Below are 24,351 nucleotides of genomic sequence, written 5' to 3'. Positions count from 1 at the left end.
AACTGCCTGCCCCGAATGGGGGCGAAACAACGGTATTGATAGGAGTTATTCCAGCCATGGCCGGAAAGAAACTTACCCAGGAGTCGCTGGGGTTGGAGAATGCTGCCGCTACCTCCGCTGCCGAAATGCAAGTACGCAATGTGCCAAGCATCAGCTCGATCGGCGATGACGTCGGCGCGTACAAGGAAATCATCCTGCATGACGGCCTTTACTACACCGATGACTCCGCGCCGACCTTCCGCGGCGAAGGGCTCGTCAAGGGGCAGGTGGTTCAGCTCTATGCCAATGGAGTCCTGGTGGGTTCGGCCACGGTACGCGCCAACGGCGCGTGGAGCCTCACGTCCAAGTCCGAGTTCGACCAGGGGATCGTGGAGTTCAAGGTCTCGCTCGATGGCAAGACCTTCAGCGATCCCATCCGGATTCTGATCGACTCCGAACCGCCGCTGTTCCTGGACGAGTCTTCCCTGAAGGTGGCGGGTGTCGGCGCCGGCCAGGCAACCAACATCGACAAGCCGACCTTCAGCGGCAAGCTCAAGGCGCAGCTGGACCAGCATGGCAACCCGCTGCCGATGGACACCGGTCCGACAGGCTCCTACGAAGTGGTGGTTTCCGCCAACGGCGAGGAAATCGGGCGTGCCCGTATCCAGGAGGACGGCAGCTGGAGCTTCACTCCCGACCAGCCGCTGGACGATGGCGACTACGATTTCGAGTTCACCGTGCGCGACGTCGCCGGTAACGATCCCTATCGCAAGTACGAGCTCGATCACCCGAGCCTGAGTTTCACCATCGACACCGTGCCGCCGGAACCGGTGGTGGAAGCGCTGGATCTTGTCGACGACGTGGGTGCCGTCACCGGCACCATCGCCAAGGGCAGCGTGACCGACGATGTGCGTCCGACCTTCAAGGGCACCCTTGCCGAGGGGAGCTACGAGGCGGGCATGCAGATCAACATCTATGACGGTGCGACCCTGCTCGGTTCGACCGTGGTGGATGGCGACGGCAAGTGGAGCTTCGAGCCGGCAGCCGACCTGGAGCCCGGCGAGCATTCGTTCCAGTTCTCGGCGGTGGATGCCGCCGGCAACGAAAGCGCCAGGAGCGACCCGTGGAATTTCGTCCTGGCCCTGCATGTGCCGGATGCGCCGGTCATCGAGTCGGTCCGCGACGACTTCGGTTCCGTCACCGGTGAGCTGCAGAATGGCGGCGTCACCAACGACACCTCGCTGATCGTCAAGGGCACCGCCGAAGCCGGCTGCCTGGTGATCCTGTACGCCAACGGCGTGGAAGTGGGTTCGGCCACCGCCGATGCGAACGGCGACTGGACCATCACCACCAGCGACCTGGGACTGGTCGGCGGCGACGGCCTGAAGGAACTGCTGGCCAAGGCCCAGGGCGATGCCGGGCAGATCAGCCTGCCCAGCGAACCGCTGGAAGTCATCCTCGACACCCTCGCGCCGGTCAAGCCCGGCATCGTCGTGGCGACCGACGACGTCGGCGTCGTCACCGGCCCGGTCGCCAACGGCGGCGTGACCAACGACAACCAGCCGACCCTCAGCGGCACGGGCGTGGCGGGCGACCGGGTGACCCTCTACGACAACGGCGGCGAGATCGGCAGCGTCGTGGTCGATGGGCAAGGCAAATGGACCTTCACGCCCGCGCAGCCGCTGGCCGACGGTCCCCACAGCATCACCGCGACCCACACCGATCCGGCGGGCAACACCAGCGTGGCCAGCGATGCGCTGCAGATCGCCATCTGGTCCGTGCCGCCGACGGTCACCATCGAACATGCGCTGGACCAGGTCGGCCCCATCCAGGGCGAGATCGCCAACCATGGCGCCACCGACGACAACCGTCCGGTCCTGAAGGGCACCGCGACCCCGGGGGCGCTGGTGTTCATCAAGGAAGGCGCGGTCACCTTTGGCAGCGTCATGACGGATGCCCAGGGCAAGTGGAGCTTCCAGCTGCCGCTGGCGCAGAGCGAGGGCGAGCACACCTATACCGCGCGGGTGGAAAGCGCCACCGGCGAATTCGCCCAGGCCACCTTCACCCTGGAGATCGATACCCTGGCGCCGGAGCGGCCGAGCATTCATGCGGTGCGCGACGACGAGGGCGCGATCCAGGGCAATCTGGTATCCGGCCAGACCACCGATGACCGCACCCCGATTGTGGAAGGCCGCGACGCCGAGCCGAACGGCCTGGTCAAGGTCTACGACAAGGGCGTTCTGGTCGGCAGCGTGCAGGCCGACGGCAACGGCCACTGGAGCCTGGAACTGCCCGACTTGGCAGACGGCGGGCATCTCCTCACCGCCACCGTGACCGATGCGGTCGGCAGGGAAAGCCAGCCGAGCCTGCCGTTCGGCTTTGTCATCGATTCCGTGCCGACCTCGCTGGTGATCGACCAGATGGAGCTGCTCGACGACTTCGGTCCGGTGCACAAGGCCATCGCCAACGGCGAGAAGACCGACGATGCCACGCCGCTGCTGCGTGGGCATGTCGAGGGCGCCAACGCCGCCTATGTGGAGGTGTACGACCACGGCACGCTGATCGGCACTGCCCAGGTGGACGGCAACGGCAACTGGGAATTCCAGTCGGCGGCACTGGACACCGGCGAGCACAGCTTCAGCGCCCGTCCGGTGGACAGCATCGGCCGCTTCGGCGAGATGACCGCGGCCATCGCGTTCGAAGTGGTCGGCGACGACACCCCGCCGCTGCCGGCGCCGGCGATCACCGAAGTGTTCGACGACCATGGCTCCGTCACCGGGCAGCTCAGCAATGGCGACGCCACCGACGACACCAGCCTGACCGTCAAGGGCACCGCCGAGGCGGGCCGTATCGTGGTGCTCTACGTCAACGGCGAGGTGGCGGCCAGCACCCTTGCGGACGCAGAGGGCAAGTGGGAGGTCGAACTGCCGCTGGCCAACGATGGCGAGAAGCTGATCACCGCCAGGGTGCAGGACGATGCCGGCCGTCATGGCGAGCCGAGCCAGCCGGTCACGCTGGTCCTCGACACCACCGCGCCGGAGCAGCCGGGCATCGTGGCGGCCGACGACGATATCGGCGCGGTGACCGGTCCGATCGGGCAGGGCGGCGTGACCGACGACGACCAGCCGACCCTCAGCGGCCAGGTCGAGCCGGGCGAGCGGGTGACCATCCTCGACAACGGCGAGGTGATCGGCAACGTCGTGGCCGACGGCCAGGGCAACTGGGCCTTCACTCCCGCTCCGCTGGACGAGGGCGAGCACAGCATCAGCGTGATCGTCACCGACGCGGTCGGCAATGCCAGCGAGCCGAGCGAGCCGCTGGAGTTCATCGTCAACGCCCAACCGGCCATGGTCACCATCGACCATGCGCTGGACAAGGTCGGCCCGGTCCAGGGAGAGGTGCCCGACCATGGCGCCACCGACGACAAGCGTCCGACCCTGGTGGGCACCGCCAACCCCAATGCGACGGTGACCATCAAGGAAGGCCTGTTCACCTACGGCACCGTCGTGGCCGATGGCGACGGCAACTGGAAATTCCAGCTGCCGCTGGGACAGATCGACGGCACGCACGTCTACAGCGCCGAAGTGACCACGCCGGCTGGCGGCTCCGCCAGCGCCCAGTTCACCCTGGATATCGACAGCGTGGCGCCGGATCGTCCGGCCATCGACGCGGTGATCGACAACGTCGGCGACGTCCAGGGCAACCTGGCGCAGAACGCGCTCACCGACGATACCCAGCCGACCCTGGAAGGCACCGGCGACGAGGGCGACCTGATCCGGGTATACGACAACGGCAATCTGCTGGGCAGCGTCGAGGTCGACGGGGACGGCAAATGGTCGTTCACGCCGGACCAGCCGCTGGCCGACGGCGTACACCTCTTCACCGTCAGGGCGGAGGATCGTGCGGGCAACCTCAGCAAGCCGAGCTCCGGCTTCACCATCAACATCGATGGCACGCCGCCGGGCGATATCGTCGATCTCGACCTGGTCGACGACGTCGGTGCGAAGACCGGCACCATCGACATCGGTAGCCTGACCGACGACAGCAGCCCGCTGTTCAGCGGCCGCGTCGACGGTGGCGATGCCGTCTCCGTGCGTATCTACGATGGCGACACCCTGCTGGGCTCCGCGACTGTGGATGCCTCGGGCTACTGGAGCTTCCAGTCGCCGGAGCTGAGCCCCGGCGCGCATGCGTTCAAGGCGCAGGCCGTGGACAAGGCCGGCAATCTCGGCGGAATGAGCGACGCCTGGACGTTCGAACTGGTGGATGGCGACATCCCGGTAGAAGTCCCGGTGATCGTGCAGGTGCTCGACGACCAGGGCAGCATCACCGGTGAACTGCAGGACGGCGACGTCACCGACGACACCAGCCTGACCGTCAAGGGCACCGCCACGGCGGGCAACCTCGTGCTGCTGCATGTCAACGGCGAACTGGTCGCCAGCGTGCTGGCGGACGACCAGGGCAACTGGCAGGTCGAACTGCCGCTGTCCGGGGATGGTGAGAAGAGCATCACCGTGCAGGCGCAGGACGCCGCCGGCCGCCCGAGCGAACTCGGCGATCCGATGCTGGTGGTGCTCGATACCACCGCGCCGGAAGTCACCGTGCTGGAGCTGTCCGACGACGTTGGCACGGTCCTCGGCGCGATCGCCCAGGGCGGCCTGACCGACGATACCCGGCCGACCCTCAAGGGCGAGGCCAGTGGCGCCGAGCGGGTAAATATCTTCGACGGCAACACCCTGCTGGGATCGGCGGAGGTGCAGGCCGACGGCAGCTGGAGCTTCACGCCGGACGCGGACCTGGCCGAAGGCGGGCACAGCTTCAGCGTTGTGGCGGTGGATGCCGCCGGCAACGAGAGCGATCCGAGCGACGGCTGGAACTTCACCGTGGACCTGAGCTTCGATGGCATCGTGACCGACCTGGCGCTGTGGGATAGCGCCGGTCCGGTGAACGGGGACGTACCGAACGGCGGCAAAACCGACGACACGACGCCGACGCTCTACGGCAAGGTCGACAGCGCTGGCGCCACCACGGTCAACGTCTACGGCTACAACGCACACCTGGGCCATGAAGTGCTCCTGGGGTCCGCCACGGTCAACCAGCAGACCCTGGAGTGGGCGTTCACGCCGGGCCTGCCGATGGTTTCCGGCGAGCACAGCTTCCGCGCCGCCGCGGTGGATGCCGCCGGCAACGTCGGGCCGCTCAGCGAAACGTGGAGCTTCACCATCAGCCTGCCGAAGTCCGATGCCCCGGCGATCATCAACATCTACGACGATCTCGGCGAATCGCAAGGCTATCTGGAGAAGGAAGACCTCACCGACGACACCACCCTCACCGTCAGGGGCTCCTGTGCACCGGGCGCGGTGGTGACGCTGTATGCCAACGGCGTGGCGGTGGGTTCGCAGATCACCAACGAGGATGGCTACTGGACCATCACCACCAGCGACCTCGGCCTGGTCGCCGATGGCGATGGACTGGTGTCGCTGGTCGCGAGCGCTCCCGGCAAGCCGGATACCGGCGAGTGGCTGGTGTACCTGGATACCGACGTGATCGGTGCCGGGCTGCTCGATACGCCGGCGCCGTTCGACCTGGGTCTGCATGCCGATGTGGTCGACGAGCCCGCGTTCCAGCCCGTCGCCGCCAGCGAGGCGTTCGTTCCGCCGAGCCTGGCGCAGGTGCTGGGTACGGCTCCGGCGGTGCATGGCGAGCCTGTCGAACTGGCGCCGCTGGTCGAGCCTGCGCTGCAGCCGCTGCCGGTCGAGGCAGTGGCGTTCGACGCCGCGTTCGCCAAGCCCGACCTGTTGGCTCTGCAACAGCAGCAACTGCTGGTCTGACCGACCAGCCGTTCCCGGCCGGGCGTAGGCCCCGGTCGGGGACGTTTTTCCGGGCGCGCGCACCCGCTGTGCGCCGCCCTTCCTGCCGAAGCGGCGCAATGCCCCGGGACGAGTCCTGTTTCCGGACATGCGGCCAGCTTTCGGAGGCCCCTTGAACACTTTCGTCGACTGCCTTTCCGGCATCGGCTCCGGTCGCTAGTCCATGAGCAGGTGCTGTCCGTACTCGTTCGCCAGGGGAGGCGAGGGAAGGGCCCGACATCCATTGCAGGAGTTATTCATGACTGACCAATCGCTTTCCAGGGAAGCCGCGCTCGTGACCGGGTTTGCCGAGGATCAACCCGCATTGCCGGTGCCGCCGGCCAGCCCGGTGATCGACCGCATCCTCGACGATACCGGCCCTGCCGCGTACCAGGGCGTCGTGCACTACAACGGCTATACCGACGACACCCAGCCGACGCTGAGCGGCAGCAGCGCGGAGCCCGGGCACCAGATCAGGATCTACAACAACGACCGGCTGATCGGCACTGCCACGGTGAAGGGCAACGGCACCTGGCTGTTCACCCCGACCAACGAACTGCTGGAGGGGCAGCAGAGCTTCCGCATCAGCGCCTTCGATCCGGCGAGCGGCCTCGAAAGCACGCTCAGCGAGCCGTTCGTGTTCCACATCGACCTGACCCCGCCCAGCGCGCTCGCCTCGATCCTCAGCCTCTCCGAAGCCACCGAGGACAAGCCGCTGGTCACCGCCGACCGCACGCCGCTGCTGTTCGGCACCCTGAACGAAGCCCTCGCCGCCCACGAGAAGCTGCAGATCAGCCTGGATGGCGGCGCCAGCTGGGCGGACGTTGCGGCCGTCAGCGGCGTCAACTGGCAGTACCAGGACCTGCGTGAGCTGCACAACGGCAGCTACACCTACCTGATGCGCACCGTCGACGCCGCCGGCAACCTGGGCGAGATCGCGCAGCAGCAGATCACCATCGCCAGCGAGCCGCCGCGTCCGGACATCCGCGTGAACATCACCGGCATCACCCCGGATACCGGCGTGGAAGGCGACTTCATCACCAGCGCCTCGAAGATCGTCCTGCTCGGCACCCTCAGCAGGGAACTGCCGCAGGGCGGCAAGCTGCAACTGAGCATCGACGGCGGCAAGACCTGGAAACCCGTGCCGAACCTCGGCACCGAATGGTTCTACAGCGATCCCGCCGTGCACGCCCTCGGCACCAGCGTGCGCTACGAGATGCGCGTGGTGAGTGCCGACGGCCAGGAGATACCGGGCAGCTACACCGCGCAGGATGTGATCTTCGGCGATCTGCTGCCGCCGGGCCTGCACACCAGCATCGAGCTGGTCACCGATACCGCCGTCGCCATCGTCGGCGAGTACAGCAACGCGCGGCACGCCACCAACAAGGACTTCGTCACCCGCGACGACAGCATCACCCTGTCCGGCAAGCTCAGCTCCGCGCTGCAGATCGGCCAGCACCTGCAGGTGACGCTCGACGGCGGCAAGACCTGGGAAACCATCATGTCCAACGGCGGCGCGCTGTGGAGCTACACCAGCGCGCAACTGGCCGGCAGCCAGGCACTCGACGTCGAACTGCGCCTGGCGGATGGGCACGGCAACAGCATCAGCCTGGGCAAGCGCGACGTGATCGTCGACCTCGACTCGCCGGTGCCGTTCGCCTTCGCGCCGGACATCGCGCCCATCGCCACCAGCGGCGAGCGCGCCTACTACTCCAGCGCCCGGTACGGCCTGGCCGAAGCCGGCGCCACCGTGGCCCTGGTGCAGGACGTCAACCGCGACGGCCGCTACCAGGAAGGCCTGGACCGGATTCTCGGCCATGCCGTGGCCGGCAACGACGGACGCTGGAGCTTCGACGCCGCGCTCAAGGACGGCGTGCAGCAACTGGGCTTCGTGACCTGGGACGTGGCGGGCAACACCTCCGACTTCGGCCCGCAGGTGGTGACCACCGCCGGCCGTCCGCTCAACGAGACCGGCACTTCCAGCCACGAAACCAACTGGGGCGGCACCGTCACCTCGGTGCGTGGCGTCAACTCCGCCGCCATGGCGATGAGCGCCGACGGCAGCTGGTCGTTCTTCCAGAGCAACGGTTACGCCCAGAGCTCCACCTGCTACATGAACTCCGGCACCGTCTTCAGCGGCCAGGACCGCGACAACTACCGCGCCAGCTACCTGGCCGAGCCGGTCAAGGTCACCAACGGCGGCAACGGGCACATGGTCTCCAAGGCCACCTTCGCCGACTACAACCGCGACGGCCTGATGGACGTGCTCGGCAACGTCAGCGGCAACTCCGCGTACCTGCCGCTGTGGACCGCCAGGGCGGACGGCACCTACAGCGCCGACTGGGTGAACAACCCGAACTCGCTGAACATCGGCGGGGTCATCGCCTGGGATGGCAACGGCGACGGCTACACCGACTTCATCGTGCTCGACAACACCATCGGCAAGTACGCCTTCAACCTCATCGTCAACAACGGCGGCGTGCTGAAGGGCGAGAAACGCGGCGACACCCGGTGGGCTTCGGAAGTCAGCGGCGTGGACCTCGACAACAACGGCACCGTCGACCTGGCCGGGCACAGCAACCAGTACTGCAACACCGCCCTCGGCGTGCTGCTGACCAATTCCGATGGCTCCTGGAGAGGCGAGCGGACCTTCGACAAGGTGTTCCGCAGCGATACCTCCAGCACCCTGGAATACAGCAACCTGGCGAACGCCATGACCTGGGCCGACTTCAACGGCGACGGCTACCTGGACCTGTTCCTGGCCCGCGGCACCCGTGGTTCCACCGGCTATACCGGCAACTCCGACGACAGCCGCATCTACCTGAACAAGGGCAACGATGCCGGTGGCAACTGGCTGGGCATCGACAACAGCAACCCGCTGTTCTTCAACGACGTGATCGGCCTGCAGAAGAGCGGCTTGCCGTTCCACTTCGACGGCGGTAGCTCCTTCGCCGTGGACTGGAACCACGACGGCCGGATGGACGTCGTCGAGGTGCCGCGCCACAACGCCAGCTGGTCGGGCATCAACGCGTCGATGCCGCCGATGCTCTTCCTCAACCGTGGCAATGGCGACTGGCTGAACAGCGGCAAGGCGATGAGCAGCCAGGCCTACGACAACGTCAGCGGCGCGGTGGCCGTGGACTACGACTTCGACGGCGCCGTGGACCTGGTGATGTACCGCACCAGCAACCAGGACCACCTCGGCTCGCGCACCGATACCGCGCCCTCGGTGCTGATCCGCAACGAGAACCTGGTGGCCGAGGGCAGCAGCCTGATCCTGCGCATCCTCGACAAGCACGGTCTCAACAGCTACTACGGCAACACCGTGCAACTGTTCGACTCCGCCGGCCAACTGGTGGCGACGCAGATCATCAACCCGCAGTCCGGCGTGACCAACGACAGTTCCGGTCTGGTGTACTTCTACGGGCTCGACGCCGGCGAGGTCTACAGCGCCAGGCTGCTGACCGGCAAGGGCCTGCTGCTCACCGACCAGGAACTGGGCGTCGCCAACCCGACCTGGGCCGGCCTGACCACCGGCGCGGCCGACCACGCCTACGTGCTGACCGCCGGCAAGCCGACCGTCAACTTCGACAGCCAGGGCATCGGCGCCGTCGGCAGCGGCTACAACGACAGCTTCACGGCCAGCGAGGGCAACGACGTCATCAACGGCGGCGGCGGCTGGAACATCCTGGGCAATGGCGACAAGGTGTGGAGCGCCACCCAGGGCATGGACGAGGTCGATTACCGCTGGGCCGGCCAGGGCGTGCAGGTCAACCTGCAGACCGGCGTCTCCGTGGGCATGGGCAACGACACCCTGAAGAACATCGAGGGCCTGAAGGGCGGCGCGTTCGCCGACACCTTCAGCGACAACGCCGCCAACAACCACTTCGAGGGTCGCGGCGGCGACGATGTCTTCTACCTGTTCGGTGGCGGCAACGACACGCTGATCTATCGTCCGTCCAGCTTCAAGGACATCACCGCCACCGCCGGCAACGGTCATGACGAGGTGTACGGCTTCGCCGTCGGCGACGTGCGCCACAACGGCAACGCCGACATCATCGACCTGCGCGGCATGCTCGGCTACGACGGTCCCATCGGGCTGAACAACAACGACGGCGTGCTGCAGCTCAATGCGTCGTCGCGCGGCCTGCTGGACTACCTGTCGACCCGTGTGGAGGGCAACAGCACGGTGCTGAGTATCGACCGCGACGGCATGGGCGGCCAGTTGGGCTTCACCGACCTGGTCACCCTCGTCGGCGCGCGTACCGACCTGCTGAACCTGCTGCAGAACCACCAGGTCCTGGTCTGACCCCGGCCTGTTCCCCGGCGCGCCCTGCGCCGGGGAACGACCGGTTCTTCGCGAAGCCCAACATCGCCATCGTTGGGCTTCACTGCGTTCAGCACCAACCTACGGGGTGCAGGAAAAACGCCGTCGTAGGATGGGTTGAGCACCTCGACGCAGTCGGCAAGACAGTTGCTCCTCCCCCGATAATCCGAGAAGAACCCTTTATTGCCGTATCGAGCACTGCCCGAAAGTTTCCTCTGAGTCTTATCTGAAAAGTTTATTCCGGTGTTTTCACACGTCCTGTTTTGAGAGTTTTCGAATTGCCGGGTGCATTTCGAAGTTAATAGGATGTCGTTTGCTGTTCTATCTGGAAGGCAGCATCTCGATATGAGTCTTGTCAGGAGGAAACATGCAGAAACTCGACATGCAGGAAGTTGCAATGGGCGAAGGCTGTGCCGGGAACGGTTTATTCGCCAGGCTTCGCTGCTTGGGTAGTGGCATTTCCTCGATTCTGGAAAGAGCGCTTCAGCCCTGCGAAATACACCCGTCGAGATTGGCTTTATATGAGTTTCTGCTGGTTATCTGGTTGTTCTTTATGGCTGCGGAATTGATGTGAATATCTATCTTTAACTTGTTTTAAGACGCCTCTTAAAGATTCCGGAAAATTTGATTCGTAGACTCGCTGACCTCATTTTCCAGAGTCCGGAAAGATGTACTTTGAAGATTTGCGCCGGGGGGCGCTGGCGCTTTTGCTGTGCGTTCCGCTGGCCGATGCATTCGGGATGCCGGCCGATGGCGTGCAAGCCAGGCGGCGTTTTGTCTGCACTCCCGATTGCCACTGGATCGAAGCGCAGGCTCCAGACTCCGTCCCAGCTCCAGACCCGACTCCGGCTCCGGACCCGACTCCGGCTTCGGACCCGACTCCGACCCCGACCCCGACTCCGAATTCGGCTCCGACAGCAGGGCAGCAGGTGGCGCCGGCCGCGGGCCCGACGCTGGACCTTTCGGTCGATCACCTGCCCATGCCGGCTACCGGCCCGGGGCAACTCGACCTGTGGCGGGCGGTGCTCCTGGCGGTGGAAACCTATCCCTCCATCCGCGACTCCGAGGCGTTGCTGGAACAGCAGCGCGAAGCCGTGACCGAAGCGCGGGCGGGCTACCTGCCGACCATCCAGGTGGGGATGAACACCGGGCGCCAGGGCAGCTACGGCAACGGCCAGCAGCTTTCCCTCAGCGCCTCGCAGACCCTCTACGACTTCGGCAAGGTCGACAGCTCCGTGCTCGGTGCGGAAGCCGGTGTGCGCTTCCAGCAACTCCAGCTGCGCGCGGAGATCGACGAAGTGGCCCAGCGGGCGGCCCAGGCACTGATCGAGGTCGATCGCTACCGGTCGCTGCGCAACGCGGCCCAGGCGCTGCTGGATGGCGTGCGGCAGCTTCTCGACCTGGCCCGCCAGCGCGCCCGGGAAGGCGCCAGCACCCAGGCGGACCTGGCGCAGGCGCAGTCCCGCGTGGAGGCGGCCGAATCCTCCCTGCTGGCGATATCCACCCAGTTGCGCCAGCAGGAAAGCCGGCTGGCCATGCTGATCGGCGAGCCCGTGCCCGAGTCTGGGGTGAGCATCGCCCGCGAGCGACTGCAGCGGGCGGCGTTGGCCATCGTTCCGGACATGCAGCAGGTGACCGCCGTGCGCCTCGCCCAGGCCGAGTTCGAAGTGGCCGATGCGCGCCTGTCGCTGGCCAGGGCCAATACCCGGCCGACGGTATCGGTGGATGGCAGCGTGAGCGAATACATGGGCAACGCGGGCGATGGAATGGACGACCGCGTCTACACCCTGACCGTCGGCGTCAGGCACGACCTGTTCGCCGGTGGCGCGCCGTCGGCCAGGGTGCGTGGCGCCTCGCAAGCCGTGCTGGCGGCCGAGGAGCGCATCCAGACCAGCAAGCTGGAGGCCCAGGACGAATGGGATGCGCTGCTGGAGCAGATGTCCGGCCTGGACAGCCGCATGCGCGTCCTCGCGCAACGCCAGAAGAGCATCGTCGCCACGCAGAAGCTGTACCGCGAACAGTACCTCTCGCTGGGCACCCGCACGCTGCTCGACCTGCTCAACGCCGAGCAGGAAATCTTCCAGGCGGAAACCGACTCGGTGAACGCCACGTATGACCTCCTGGGTGCCCAGATCGCCTTCATCGGCTCGACCGGCCACATGCACGAGGTTTTCCAGTTGACGGGTCTTTCTTTCGAGGGGAGCAAACCATGACCGCCCAAGCCACTACTCCGGCCTATCTCCCCTGGCTGGAAGCCATGCTGGTGCTGGCCCGGCATTACCGCCTGGACGTTTCCGAGGAGCGCGTGCGCGTCGGCCTGGAATGGCACAAGGGCCGCGCCCTCGACGAGCAGCTGCGGCAGATGGCCCGCGACATGGGCATGTCGCTGCGTAGCGAACCGCTCGACAAGGGCGTGCTGGACCCCTGGCGCCTGCCGGTGCTGGCCGAGTTTTCCGGCAACCAGGTCGGCGTCATCGAGAGTGTCGACGCAGGCGGCCTGGTCGGCGTGCGCCTGAGCGGCGAGCAGGGCGTGCTGCAGACGCTGCCGGCCAGCGAGTTGGGCGAGCGGGTGCTGCGGGTGTTCCGTCTGCGTCCGGAAGTCGCCGTGCCCGACGTGCGGGTCGACGACTACATCAAGCCCTACGAGGCGAACTGGTTCTGGAAGATCGTCCTGCACGACTGGCCGCGCTACGGCGACATCATGCTCGCCTCGCTGGTGGCGAACGTGCTGGCGCTGTCGGCGATGACCTTCTCCATGCAGGTCTACGACCGCGTGGTGCCCGCGCAGTCCGAGCCGACCCTGTGGGTGCTGTTCGGCGGCGTGATGCTGGCCATCGCCTTCGAATTCGGCATGCGCCTGGCGCGCACCTACCTGTCGGACCGCATCGGCAAGCGCGCCGACCTGCGTATTTCCGACCGCGTGTTCGGTCATGCGCTGCGTCTGCGCAACGAGGCGGTGTCGAAGTCCACCGGTTCCTTCATCGCCCAGTTGCGCGAGATGGAGCAGGTGCGCGAACTGATCACCTCCACCACGCTGGGCTCGCTGGCCGACCTGCCGTTCTTCCTGCTGTTCCTCGTCGTGCTCTGGTCGATCGGCGGGGTGATGGCGCTGGTGCCGCTGGCGGTGCTGCCGCTGCTGCTGATCCCCGGCCTGCTGGCGCAGAAGCCGCTGGCGCGGCTGTCCCGGGAGGGCATGCGCGAGTCGGCGATCCGCAACGCGATCCTGGTGGAGGCGGTGCAGGGCATCGAGGACGTCAAGCAACTGCGCGCCGAGCCGCGCTTCCAGAGCCAGTGGAACCACCTCAACGAGGTTTCCGCGACCATCAGCATGCGCCAGCGCTTCATTTCCGGCGCGCTGATGGCCTGGACGCAGGAAGTGCAGACGCTGATCTACGTGCTGGTGGTGCTGGTCGGCTGCTTCCAGGTGATGAGCGGCGACATGACCACCGGCGCGCTGATCGGCATGTCGATCCTGTCCTCGCGGATGATCGCGCCGCTGGCGCAGATCTCCGGGATCATGGTGCGCTGGCAGCAGGCGAAGGTGGCGCGCGAAGGGCTCGACGAGCTGATGAAGCGTCCGGTGGAAACCGCGGAGAAGGGCAAGCTCCTACACCGCCCGGTGATCCATGGCGACTACAGCCTGGAGGGTGTGCGCTTCCGCTACCGCCAGGAGGACAAGCGCCCGGCCATCGAGGTCGGCAGGCTGGAGATCGCCGCCGGCGAGAAGGTCGCCATCCTCGGCCGCAACGGCGCCGGCAAGTCGAGCCTGCTGCAACTGCTGGCGGGCATGTACACGCCGCAGGAAGGCAGCCTGATGCTCGACTCGCTGAAGATGGCGCTGATCGACCCCTATGACGTCCGCCGCGACGTGGGCTTCCTCAGCCAGCAGTCCAACCTGTTCTTCGGCACCCTGCGCGAGAACCTCACCATGGGCCGGCCGAACGCCACCGACCAGGAGCTGCTCGACGCCCTGCAGCTGAGCGGCGCCCTGGGCATGGTGCAGGCGCAGCCGGACGGCCTCGACCACATGGTGATGGAGGGCGGGCGCGGGCTGTCCGGCGGCCAGCGCCAGGCCCTGCTGCTGGCGCGCACGCTGATCCGCGAGCCGCGGGTGCTGCTGCTCGACGAGCCGACCGCGTGGCTCGACGAGGTCGGCGAACAGCAACTGATCCGCAACCTCCAGCCCTGGCTGCAGAGCCGCACCCTGGTGGTGGCGACCCATCGTCCGGCGGTGCTCAGGTGGGTCGAGCGGATCATCGTCGTGGAGAACGGCCGCATCGTCATGGACGACAGCAAGGACGCCGTCCTCGGCCGCCTGGCCAAACCGCAACCGGCTGCCGCCGCGGATGCGTGATCGCCGATTTCAGCCGGCCGCCGGGCCGCGCATGTGACATGTGGAGTAGCTATGCAGATCGATAACCTTCGTGCGCCGGCTCCGGGCCGGCGCACTGACTACTTCGCGAGCTCGGAGCGTACGCCCCGGGTTTCGTGGCTGGTGTGGGCCGTCTTCGCGGGCGTGACGGCGCTGTTCGCCTGGGCCTATGTGTTCAGGCTGGACGAGGTTTCCACCGGCACGGGCAAGGTCATTCCCAGTCTGCGCGAACAGGTGGTGCAGTCCCTGGAAGGCGGCATCCTCGCCGAGCTCAAGGTGAAGGAAGGCGACCTGGTCCAGGCCGGGCAGGTGCTGGCGCAGCTGGACCGCACCAAGACCGAGTCCTCGGTCGGCGAAAGCGCCTCGCGGGTCCGCGCGGCGCTGGCCACGGCGGCGCGCCTGGACGCCGAGGTGAATGGCGGCGAACTGGAGTTCCCGCCGGAGGTGCTGGAGGATGAGGCACTGGTGCGCTCGGAGACGGCGCTCTACCAGTCGCGCCGCGAGAGCCTGAAGAAGACGCTGGCGGGCATCGCCGAGGCCCTGGCGCTGGTCGACAAGGAACTGAAGATGACCCGGCGCCTGGCCGAGATGGGCGCGGCCAGCAACGTCGAAGTGCTGCGCCTGCAACGCCAGGCCAACGAGCTGGAACTGAAGGCCACCGACACGCGCAACCAGTACTACGTCAAGGCGCGCGAGGAACTGGCGAGGGCCAACGGCGAGGTTGAAGCGCAGCAGTCGGTGACCCGTGGGCGGGTCGACGCGCTGGCACGCCTGACGGTGACATCGCCGGTGCGCGGCATCGTCAAGGACATCGAGGTGAACACGGTCGGCGGCGTGATCCCGCCCAACGGCCGCTTCATGGTCATCGTGCCGGTGGAGGACCAACTGGTGGTGGAGGCGCGCATCTCGCCGCGCGACATCGCCTTCATCCATCCCGGCCTGCCGGCGACGGTGAAGGTCAGCGCCTACGACTACTCCATCTACGGCGGGCTGGCCGGCCAGGTGAGCCACATCTCGCCGGACACCATCCAGGACGACGTGCGTCGCGACCAGTACTACTACCGGGTCTTCGTGCGCACCGACAGCGATTCGCTGCGCAACAAGGAAGGGCAGGGCTTCCCGATCTTCCCGGGCATGGTCACCACCGTGGACATCCACACCGGCAGCAAGACCGTCTGGGACTACCTGACCAAGCCGCTCAACCGGGCGCGCGAGGCGTTGCGGGAGCGCTGATCGCAGGGACGGGGAGCCGGGCGGTGGCCCGGTTCCCTGTCGTGATTTCTGGTTGAGGTGTATGGGGGAGTGGCAGGGGCAGTCAGCCCAGGGCTCGATCCTGCTTGTCCGGACGGTGCGTCATCCGGCTGGCCGCCAGGGATATCGCAGCCCGCTCGAAGGCATCCTGCCCGATGGCGTCCAGATGATGGTAGAGCAGGGCGGCATTGCGCCGGAAGCGCTGCCAGACCCGCTTCTGTTCCGCAGGCGGCAGCACCGCGATCACCGCCTCGAGCATGCAGCGCAACGCCAGTATTTCGCCTTTCTTGTCCATGTCCAGACCTCTGGATGCCGAGCATGGAGGTTAGCGCGGCGCTTGGGGTTGCGGCCATCAGAGGGCTCTGAAACAGCAGGTGAAACACGAGGGGACAGAGCGCCGGATCAGACCAGTATCGCCAGGCTGGTGTACTTCGCCACGAGTGGATCGGCCGTGATCAGCCGCATGGGCTCGGTGATCGCGGTGGCAACCAGGATTCTGTCGAAGGGGTCGCGGTGATGTTGTTCGAGGTCCTTGACGGCGATGGCGTGCTCGACGGCAATCGGCAGCTCAATGAACCCGCTTTCCCTGCAGTAACCGCGGATTTCATCCAGGTCGACGTCGAGCCTTCCCTGGCTGACCTTGATAGTCATTTCCCAGAAGCTGGCCGCGCTGATGTAGATCTCGCTGGCATCCTCGATCAGCCGCCTGGCCTTGCTCGAGAGCCTTTCATCGTCGGCCAGCGCCCAGAGCAGGATGTGGGTGTCGAGTAGAACCCTCATAGGCTGCTGTTCTCGAAGTCATCGAGCAGATCGTCCGGCAGCGGCTCATCGAATCCCTGGGGAACCACCAGTTTTCCCTTCATCGCGCCGATTCGCTGGCCTGTGGGCTTGCTTGCCGGCACCAGTCGAGCCATGGCGCGACCGTGTTTGGCAATGGTGATGATCTGGCCTTCGGCGGCTTCGTCGACCAGCTTGGACAGGTTGTTCTTCGCTTCCGCCAGTGGAACCGTGATCATGGTGAGTACCTCCTGATTTATAGCCAAATATAGCCAGAATTCTTCCGAAGAAAAAGCAAGGCGTCCAAGCCAGCCTGGCCAGCTAGTGGAAATCCCGGCTCCGCACATCCAGCCCGCTCAGCAGCGGCGTCAGGTCATGCAGCCGGCCGGCGAGCACATGGCGCACGCCGCTTTCGGTTTCCAGCGTGCCGTCCACCTGCAGCAGCCGTGCTTCGAGGAAGGGGCGGCGCTGGCGCTCGGCCAGGTCGTGCCAGACGATCACGTTGGTCATGCCGAACTCGTCTTCCAGGGTGATGAAGGTGACGCCGCTGGCGGTCTGCGGGCGCTGGCGGCCGACCACCAGGCCGGCGACATGGACCAGGCGGCCGTGTTCCACGTCGGCCAGCTCCTTCGAACTGCGGCAGCGCCGGGCCCTGAGTGCGGCGCGCAGCAGTGCCATGGGATGTGGGCCGAGGGTGGTGCCGAGGGTGTCGTAGTCGGTCAGCAGGTCTTCGCCGCGCGTCGGCAGCGGCAGGGTGACCGGGGTTTCTTCGGTCGACTGGCCGGCGAACAGCGGCATCTGCGGCTCGATGCCGGCCACCGCCCAGCGTGCCTTGTGCCGGTGCCCGGCGAGGCCACGGAGGGCGCCGGCGTCGGCCAGGAGTTCGCTGGCGCGGGCGTCGAGGCTGGCGCGTACGGCAAGGTCGGTGACATCGGCGAACGGACTCTGGCACCGGCTGGCCTCGATGCGCCGCGCATCCTCCATGCGGAAGCCGCGAACCATGCGCAAACCCAGGCGGATCGCCGGCTGCTCCCGGCCACTGTCTTCCAGGCCGCAGTCCCAGCCGCTGTGGCGCACATCCACCGGACGGATTTCCAGGCCATGGCGGCGGGCGTCCTGGAGGATCTGGTCGGGGCTGTAGAAACCCATCGGCCAGCTGTTGATCAGCGCGCAGGCGTAGGCGGCCGGCTCGTGGCGTTTCAGCCAGCAACTGGCGTAGGTCAGCAGGGCGAAGCTGGCAGCGTGGGATTCGGGGAAGCCGTAGCTGCCGAAGCCTTCGATCTGCCTGAATATCCGTTCGGTGAACTCCTGCGTGTAGCCCCGTTCGAGCATGCGCCCGGTCAGCCGCTGGCGGTGCGCTTCCAGACCGCCGTGGCGTTTCCATGCGGCCATCGAGCGGCGCAGGTGATCGGCTTCGCCGGGGGTGTATTCGCCGGCGACGATCGCCAGTTGCATCACCTGCTCCTGGAACAGCGGCACGCCGAGGGTGCGCTTGAATACCGGGATCAGTTCCTCGGAGGCGTACTCGATCTTTTCATCGCCATTCCGCCGGCGCAGGTAGGGATGGACCATGTCGCCCTGGATCGGTCCGGGGCGGACGATGGCGACCTGGATCACCAGGTCGTAGAACTCCTTCGGTTGCAGGCGCGGCAGCATGGCCATCTGCGCGCGCGATTCGATCTGGAATACGCCGATGGTGTCGGCGCGGCTGATCATCTCGTAGGTTTCCGGGTCTTCCGGCGGCAGCGTGGCCAGCTCCCAGCGCTTGCCGCGATAGTCCGCCAGCAGGTCGAAGCAGCGTCGCAGCGCGCTGAGCATGCCGAGGGCGAGGATATCCACCTTGAGCAGGCCGACCGCGTCGAGGTCGTCCTTGTCCCACTGGATGATGGTGCGTTCGGCCATCGCCGCGTTTTCCACCGGCACCAGGGTTTCCAGCGGCTGTTCGGAGATGACGAAGCCGCCGGGGTGCTGTGACAGGTGGCGGGGGAAGCCGATCAACTGGCCGGTGAGTGCCAGCACGCGGCGCAGGATCGGGCTTTCCGGATCGAAGCCGGCTTCGCGCAGGCGCTCCACCGGTGGCGCGCTGCTGCTCCAGTGGCCGCAACAGCGGGCCAGGGCGTCGATCTGCTCCGGCGGCAGGCCGAGCGCACGGGCCACGTCGCGCACCGCGCCGGCGCCGTGGTAGGTGCTGACCACTGCGGTGAGCGCGGCGCGGTGGCGGCCGTAGCGCTGGAATACGTACTGGATGACTTCCTCGCGGCGCTCGTGCTCGAAGTCGACGTCGATGTCCGGCGGTTCGTTGCGCTCCTTCGAGATGAAGCGCTCGAACAGCAGGTCGATCCGGTCCGGGTCCAGTTCGGTGATGCCGAGGGCGAAGCACACTGCCGAGTTGGCCGCCGAGCCGCGTCCCTGGCAGAGGATGTCGCGCTCGCGGGCGAAACGAACGATGTCTTCGACGGTAAGAAAGTAGCTTTCGTAGCGCAGTTCGGCGATCAGCCCGAGTTCCTTCTCGATGGCCTCGCGCACCTTTGCCGTGGGGCCGTCGGGCCAGCGTTTGTGGATGCCTTTCTCGGTCAGCTCGCTCAGCCAGGTGGTTGGCGTATGCCCAGCCGGAACCAGTTCGTGGGGGTACTGGTAGCGCAGCTTCTTGAGATCGAAGGTGCAGCGTTCGGCGATGCGCAGGGTTTCCGCCAGCAGTTCGGCCGGATAGAGATCGACCAGCACCTCGCGCGGTCGCAGATGGCGTTCGCCGTTGGGGAACAGCCAGGCGCCGGCCTCGGCCACCGGGCAGTGCTGGCGGATGGCGGTCATGCAGTCCTGCAGGGCGCGGCGGCCGCGGGCGTGCATATGCACGTCGCCGCAGGCCACTGCCGGTATTCCCAGTCTGGCGGCCAGCGACTGCAGTTCCTGGAGACGCTGCGCATCGTCCGGGCCGCGATGCAGTTCCACGCCCAGCCACAAGCGGCCGGGGAACAGCTCGCGCAGCCAGCGGCCGTCGCTTTCCTGCTGCGGCAACCAGAGGGCGAGCAGGCCATCCAGCGGCTGGTCGAGGTCGCCCCGCAGCAGGCGGTAGCTGCCCTTGTCGGCGCGGCGGCGGGCGTGGGTGATCAGCCGGCAGAGGTTCTGGTAGCCGGTGAGGTTTTCCACCAGCAGGACCAGTTTGGGACCGGATTCGATCTGCACTTCGCTGCCGACGATCAGCGCCACGCCGCTTTCCTTCGCCGCCTGCCAGGCGCGGACGATGCCGGCCAGGCTGCATTCGTCGGTGATCGCCAGGGCGCGGTAGCCGAGTTTCGCGGCGCGGGTGAACAGCTCCTGCGCGCTGGAGGCGCCGCGCTGGAAGCTGAAGTTGCTCAGGCAATGCAGCTCGGCGTAGTCGGCGCTCATGCGAACCAGCCGTGCAACAGCAGCGGCCCCTCGTCGCCGACCGTGCGATAGGCCCAGCCGCGCCGGCCATCGCGGGTTTCGATCAGGTAGTAGTCGCGGCGCACGTCGCCGCCATCCCACCAGCCGGATTCGATGCGCTCGGGGCCGGCGAGGATGCGCAGGTTTGCTTCGCGCAAGGGCACGGGCTCCGTCAGCAGCCAGCCGGGGCGCGGTGCATCGTTAGGCCGGGGAACGGGTTTGCCGGCATCGCCAGCCTGCCAGGCGCATTCCGGCCGGTGATCGGCGAGGGCGCGGATGCCATGCACCGCCTCATCGCCCAGCCGTGCGCGCAGGCGCTCGCGCAGTTGTTCCCAAGGCAGGGATTGTTGCGGCCGCTCGTCGAACAGCTGGCGATGCTCGGGGACGAAGGCCGGCAGGTCGCGGGCGAGCAGGCGCAGCGACAGCACCGGTGCAGGTAGTTGCAGTTGTTCCAGGCGGCCGCGGGTCAGTTCGAAGAGCATCGCCGCCTCGCGCTCGGCAGCGAGCAGACCGACATCCAGCCGGGTGGCGCCCTGGCGATGCTCCAGCAGCAGGCTGAAACGCTGCACGCCGCTGTCGCGCCCGGCGAGATAGGCCGACAGGTCGGCGGTCAGGCGGCGCAGCGGGAACAGCAGCGCCTGGTGTGATTCCACTTCGAAGTTTAGCTCGATGCGCGAATCGAACTCATCCGGCGGCCGGTAGAAATCCAGGGCCAGCCCGCGCTGGCCGAGCAGGCTGTCCACATGCTGCAGCAGCTCTGGCGCAAAGCGCCGGGCCAGACTGGCGCGGGGCAGGGCGAGCAGCTGGCGCAGGCTGCGCACGCCCATGCGAGCGAAGGCGCTGGCGGTTTCCCGGGGAAGGCCGCTGCGCTCCAGCGGCAGGCGGCCGAGGATATCGCGCAGTTCGTCAGGGTTTTCCACAGCCAGCCCGTCATGGACGTTGGCCAGCACGCGGGCGGCGGCGGGATTGGGCGCGGCGGTGATGCGATGGTGGAAGCCGAGGCCGGTCAGCTCCTCACGCAGGCGCGCCTCGAAACGCGGCCAGGGTCCGAACAGGCCGAAGCTGGACTGCACTTCCAGCAGCAGCGCGCGGGGGTAGTGCAGGCTGACCTGCGAGCTGAAGCCATAGGCCCAGGCGGCGAGGAAGTTCTGCCAGCGCTCGATTTCCGCCAGGTCGTAGTCGGCGGTGCTGAAGTCACGGCTCAGCGCCTGGGCGGCCAGCAGCGAATGCCCGGGCTTCAGGCCGAGGGCGCGGGCGGCCGGGTTGACCGCCTGCAGCACACGGCGCTGCGGCGGACCGGAGAGCAGGGCCAGCGGCGCGTCGGCATCGGCGCGGCCGCGCAGCACGCCGTCCATTGCCAGTTGCGGCAGAAGGATGCAGGCCCAGAGCATGGCCGCCTCAGCTCCACGCCGACGCGGGGATGGGCTGCGCCGGCGCCAGTCCGCCCCGGCATTTCAGCACGCGCAGCTGGCGCGGCTTCGCCTCCAGCACCAGACGCAGCGCCGCCGGTGAGGGATTCACCGCCTCGCGCAGCGGACGATAGGCGAAGGCCAGCGTCTGCCCGGTTTCGGCGGCCACCTGCAGGCGGCGCAGGGCGCGGTCGTCGGCCTGCTGCGGCCAGCACAGCACGGCACCGCAACTGCCGGAGCGCAGGCACTGCTCGGTCGCCCACAGCGCATCGCGGCCATCCGCCTCGATCAGCATCAACTGGCGCAAGTCCACCCCGGCGGCCTGCCAGGCGTGCGGATAGGGCACATGCGGCGGCGCTACCAGCACCACCCGCTCACCAGCCGCGCTCAGGCGGGCGAGGGTCGGCCAGAGCAGTTGCAACTCGCCGATGCCTTCGCTGGGCAAAAGAATCTCGCTGAGCGCCGCCTCCGGCCAGCCGCCGCTGGGCAAGGCCGCATCCAGCGCAGCATGCCCGGTGGGCTGGGCGCCGGGCAGCGGGGCGTTGTGCTGGGCCTTCCAGACACGACGCTGGTCCAGCAGCGCATCGAGGGCGATGACAGCGCCCATCAGGAGCACCTGATGATGAGGAAGGAGTTGGCCATTGCGGAGGATGAGATAGCTGTATGGATATACAGTTTTTCACCTTGGCATGGTGGCGGTCAACACGCCTCGGAACCGCGTGGCTGAGCCAGAACCCGCGTAGGTTGGTGCTGAACGCAGTGAAGCCCAACGATGGCGATGTTGGGCTTCGCGTTGCTCAGCGCCAACCTACGGTGGGCATTGCAGCTCGCTCCGGAATATCTCCCGCTGCTGGCTTAGCCCTCGCGCTTCACCACCAGAGTCAGGATGTCGTAGCTGGCCACCAGCTCGTCGTTCTGGTTGGTGACTTCCACGTCCCACGCCACCACGCCCTGCGGTTCGCCTTTCGGGCTGACCTTGCCCTGGTCGATCTTGCGCTTGCAGGTCAGGCGCGCCTGGATGGTGTCGCCGATGCCTACCGGGGTGATGAAGCGCAGGGTGTCCAGGCCGTAGTTGGCCAGCACCGGGCCGACGCCGGGGGAGACGAACAGGCCGGCGGCCGCCGACAGCACGAAGTAGCCGTGGGCGATGCGCTTGCCGAATTGCGAGTCCTTCGCGGCGATCTCGTCGAAGTGCATGTAGAAGTGATCGCCCGACAGGCAGCCGAAGTTGACGATGTCGGCCTCGGTCACGGTGCGGCGGTGGGTCAGCAGCGATTCGCCGATCTGCAGGTCCTCGAAGTGGCGGCGGAACGGGTGCACTTCGGTTTCAACGACCCTGGCGCCGCGCACGTACTCGCCGGTGACCGCCATCAGCATGCTCGGCGAGCCCTGTACGGCGGTGCGCTGCAGGTAGTGCTTGACCGCGCGCAGGCCGCCCAGCTCTTCGCCACCACCGGCGCGGCCGGGGCCGCCGTGCTTGAGTTGCGGCAGCGGCGAGCCGTGGCCGGTGGATTCCGGCGCGGCTTCGGCATCGAGGATATGCACGCGTCCGTGCCAGGCAGCGGCAGCCGGCACTACCCTGGCAGCCACCAGCGGGTCTTTCGTCACCAGCGTGGAAACCAGGCTGCCCTTGCCACGGGCGGCGAGGGCGACGGCTTCGTCGATGTCGTCGTAGGCCATCAGGGTGCTCACCGGGCCGAACGCCTCGATGTCGTGGGCGCCGCCGTCGGCATGCGGATCGCGGCTGCGCAGCAGGGTCGGGGCGAAGAAGGCGCCTTCGGCCACACCTTCGCCGAGCGGGGCGAAGCCGTCCTTGGCGCCGAACAGCAGGTCGCTGCTCTGCAGCAGCAGCTCCAGGCGCTCGGCGACGTCGGCCTGCTGGGCGTGGGAAGCCAGGGCGCCCATGCGCACGCCTTCCACCGACGGATCGCCGACCGCGATTTTTGCCAGACGCGCGCTCAGGCGCTCGGCCACGGCGTCGATGTGTCTGGCGGGGACGATGGCGCGGCGGATCGCCGTGCACTTCTGGCCGGCCTTGACCGTCATCTCGCGGGCGACTTCCTTGACGAACAGGTCGAACTCTTCGTCATCCGGGGTCACGTCGGGCGCGAGGATGGCGCAGTTCAGCGAGTCGGCCTCGGCGTTGAACGGAATCGAATTGCGCACCAGGTTGGCGTTCACCCGCAGTTTGGCGGCGGTGTCGGCGGAGCCGGTGAAAGTCACCACGTCCTGACCCTGCAGGCGGTCGAGCAGGTCGCCGGTGCTGCCGATGATCAGCTGCAGGCTGCCTTCCGGGAGCAGGCCGGATTCGTACATCAGGCGCACGGCGGCTTCGGTCAGGTAGCTGGTGGCGGTGGCCGGTTTGACGATGCACGGCATGCCGGCGAGGAAGCTCGGCGCGAACTTCTCCAGCATGCCCCAGATCGGGAAGTTGAAGGCGTTGATGTGCACCGCCACGCCGCCGCGCGGCACCAGGATGTGCGTGCCGGCGAACTTGCCGGTCTTGCCCAGCGGGATGGCCGGGCCTTCATGCACCACGTTGCCCGACGGCAGTTCGCGCGAGCCGACGCTGGCGTAGGCGAACAGGGTGCCGGCGCCGCCTTCGATGTCGATCCAGCTGTCGGCGCGGGTGGCGCCGCTGTGGTGGGACAGCGCGTAGAGCTGCTCCTTGCGCTCCAGCAGGAACTTGCCGAGGGCCTTGAGGCGCGCGGCGCGTTGCTGGAAGTCCAATGCCATCAGCGCGGGCACGCCCTGCTGGCGGGCGTAGGCGATGGATTCGGCGAAGTCGAGGGATTCCTCGTGGGTGTAGGCGAGCGACTGGCCGTTGATCGCGCTGCGCAGTGCCTGGGCGCCGTGGCTGCCGATCCAGCGGCCGGCGATGAAGCTTTGCAGGGTGGGGGTGTTGCTCATCATGGAGTCTCCGGAGTCCGGGGCCTGTATGTAGGAGCGGACCTTGTCCGCGATGCTCTTGTCCCGGTAATG

13 protein-coding genes are annotated in these 24,351 nt (G+C 67.1%); 6 read left to right on the top strand and 7 right to left on the bottom strand.

Going from position 1 to position 24,351, the window contains the following annotated elements; all coding sequences use genetic code 11:
- The first annotated feature begins 56 nt into the window (after positions 1–56).
- From JFY56_RS05860 to JFY56_RS05835, 6 genes are all read left to right on the top strand, one after another.
- The gene (locus JFY56_RS05860) at positions 57–5,810 is read left to right on the top strand and encodes an Ig-like domain-containing protein (protein WP_208312595.1); all 5,754 of its coding nucleotides are present in this window, start codon (positions 57–59) and stop codon (positions 5,808–5,810) included.
- 277 nt (positions 5,811–6,087) lie between these two features.
- The gene (locus JFY56_RS05855) at positions 6,088–10,137 is read left to right on the top strand and encodes a VCBS repeat-containing protein (RefSeq protein WP_208312594.1); all 4,050 of its coding nucleotides are present in this window, start codon (positions 6,088–6,090) and stop codon (positions 10,135–10,137) included.
- A 385-nt stretch (positions 10,138–10,522) separates the two neighbouring features.
- A complete protein-coding gene (locus JFY56_RS05850) occupies positions 10,523–10,729 on the top strand; it encodes a hypothetical protein (protein WP_208312593.1) in 207 nt (68 codons plus the stop codon).
- Positions 10,730–11,084: 355 nt separating this feature from the next.
- Positions 11,085–12,368, top strand: a complete 1,284-nt coding sequence (locus tag JFY56_RS05845) for a TolC family protein (protein ID WP_328824816.1) — start codon at positions 11,085–11,087, stop codon at positions 12,366–12,368.
- Positions 12,365–14,509, top strand: a complete 2,145-nt coding sequence (locus JFY56_RS05840; protein ID WP_208312592.1) for a type I secretion system permease/ATPase — start codon at positions 12,365–12,367, stop codon at positions 14,507–14,509. The genes JFY56_RS05845 and JFY56_RS05840 overlap by 4 nt, the downstream gene beginning before the upstream one ends.
- A gap of 51 nt (positions 14,510–14,560) precedes the next feature.
- Complete coding sequence (locus JFY56_RS05835; RefSeq protein WP_208312591.1) at positions 14,561–15,760, top strand: HlyD family type I secretion periplasmic adaptor subunit; 1,200 nt, start codon at positions 14,561–14,563, stop codon at positions 15,758–15,760.
- 82 nt (positions 15,761–15,842) lie between these two features.
- On the opposite strand, the gene JFY56_RS05830 is transcribed toward JFY56_RS05835, so the two are convergent.
- The 7 genes from JFY56_RS05830 to paaZ all read right to left on the bottom strand — a co-directional run bounded on the left by JFY56_RS05830 (position 15,843) and on the right by paaZ (position 24,279).
- On the bottom strand, positions 15,843–16,073 hold the full coding sequence (locus tag JFY56_RS05830; protein WP_208312590.1) for a hypothetical protein: 231 nt from the start codon (positions 16,071–16,073) through the stop codon (positions 15,843–15,845).
- A gap of 107 nt (positions 16,074–16,180) precedes the next feature.
- Positions 16,181–16,558 (bottom strand): type II toxin-antitoxin system VapC family toxin, encoded by a 378-nt coding sequence (locus tag JFY56_RS05825; protein WP_208312589.1) that lies wholly within the window; start codon positions 16,556–16,558, stop codon positions 16,181–16,183.
- Positions 16,555–16,902, bottom strand: a complete 348-nt coding sequence (locus JFY56_RS05820) for a type II toxin-antitoxin system Phd/YefM family antitoxin (RefSeq protein ID WP_408004380.1) — start codon at positions 16,900–16,902, stop codon at positions 16,555–16,557. Before JFY56_RS05820 ends, JFY56_RS05825 begins: the two co-directional genes overlap by 4 nt.
- Entirely contained in the window at positions 16,877–19,942 is a 3,066-nt protein-coding gene (locus JFY56_RS05815; RefSeq protein WP_208312587.1) for an error-prone DNA polymerase, read from the bottom strand. The genes JFY56_RS05820 and JFY56_RS05815 overlap by 26 nt, the downstream gene beginning before the upstream one ends.
- Complete coding sequence (locus tag JFY56_RS05810) at positions 19,939–21,351, bottom strand: Y-family DNA polymerase (RefSeq protein ID WP_208312586.1); 1,413 nt, start codon at positions 21,349–21,351, stop codon at positions 19,939–19,941. Before JFY56_RS05810 ends, JFY56_RS05815 begins: the two co-directional genes overlap by 4 nt.
- Positions 21,352–21,358: 7 nt before the next feature.
- Positions 21,359–21,976, bottom strand: a complete 618-nt coding sequence (gene imuA, locus JFY56_RS05805; protein ID WP_208312585.1) for a translesion DNA synthesis-associated protein ImuA — start codon at positions 21,974–21,976, stop codon at positions 21,359–21,361.
- Positions 21,977–22,224: 248 nt separating this feature from the next.
- A complete protein-coding gene (gene paaZ, locus JFY56_RS05800; protein ID WP_208312584.1) occupies positions 22,225–24,279 on the bottom strand; it encodes a phenylacetic acid degradation bifunctional protein PaaZ in 2,055 nt (684 codons plus the stop codon).
- Positions 24,280–24,351 lie beyond the last annotated feature (72 nt).

The organism is Pseudomonas schmalbachii, assembly GCF_017589465.1.
Classification (GTDB): domain Bacteria; phylum Pseudomonadota; class Gammaproteobacteria; order Pseudomonadales; family Pseudomonadaceae; genus Pseudomonas; species Pseudomonas schmalbachii.
Note: the sequence above shows the minus strand (reverse complement) of the source record. Positions and strands in the feature narration are given on the sequence as shown.

What these genes read in the sequence shown, in the direction of transcription:
- JFY56_RS05860 (WP_208312595.1), top strand. Translation starts at nt 57, where the DNA reads ATGGCCGGAAAGAAACTTACCCAGGAGTCGCTGGGGTTGGAGAATGCT.
- JFY56_RS05855 (WP_208312594.1), top strand. Translation starts at nt 6,088, where the DNA reads ATGACTGACCAATCGCTTTCCAGGGAAGCCGCGCTCGTGACCGGGTTT.
- JFY56_RS05850 (WP_208312593.1), top strand. Translation starts at nt 10,523, where the DNA reads ATGCAGAAACTCGACATGCAGGAAGTTGCAATGGGCGAAGGCTGTGCC.
- JFY56_RS05840 (WP_208312592.1), top strand. Translation starts at nt 12,365, where the DNA reads ATGACCGCCCAAGCCACTACTCCGGCCTATCTCCCCTGGCTGGAAGCC.
- JFY56_RS05835 (WP_208312591.1), top strand. Translation starts at nt 14,561, where the DNA reads ATGCAGATCGATAACCTTCGTGCGCCGGCTCCGGGCCGGCGCACTGAC.
- JFY56_RS05830 (WP_208312590.1), bottom strand. Translation starts at nt 16,073, where the DNA reads ATGGACAAGAAAGGCGAAATACTGGCGTTGCGCTGCATGCTCGAGGCG.
- JFY56_RS05825 (WP_208312589.1), bottom strand. Translation starts at nt 16,558, where the DNA reads ATGAGGGTTCTACTCGACACCCACATCCTGCTCTGGGCGCTGGCCGAC.
- JFY56_RS05820 (WP_408004380.1), bottom strand. Translation starts at nt 16,902, where the DNA reads ATGTGCGGAGCCGGGATTTCCACTAGCTGGCCAGGCTGGCTTGGACGC.
- JFY56_RS05815 (WP_208312587.1), bottom strand. Translation starts at nt 19,942, where the DNA reads ATGAGCGCCGACTACGCCGAGCTGCATTGCCTGAGCAACTTCAGCTTC.
- JFY56_RS05810 (WP_208312586.1), bottom strand. Translation starts at nt 21,351, where the DNA reads ATGCTCTGGGCCTGCATCCTTCTGCCGCAACTGGCAATGGACGGCGTG.
- imuA (WP_208312585.1), bottom strand. Translation starts at nt 21,976, where the DNA reads ATGGGCGCTGTCATCGCCCTCGATGCGCTGCTGGACCAGCGTCGTGTC.
- paaZ (WP_208312584.1), bottom strand. Translation starts at nt 24,279, where the DNA reads ATGAGCAACACCCCCACCCTGCAAAGCTTCATCGCCGGCCGCTGGATC.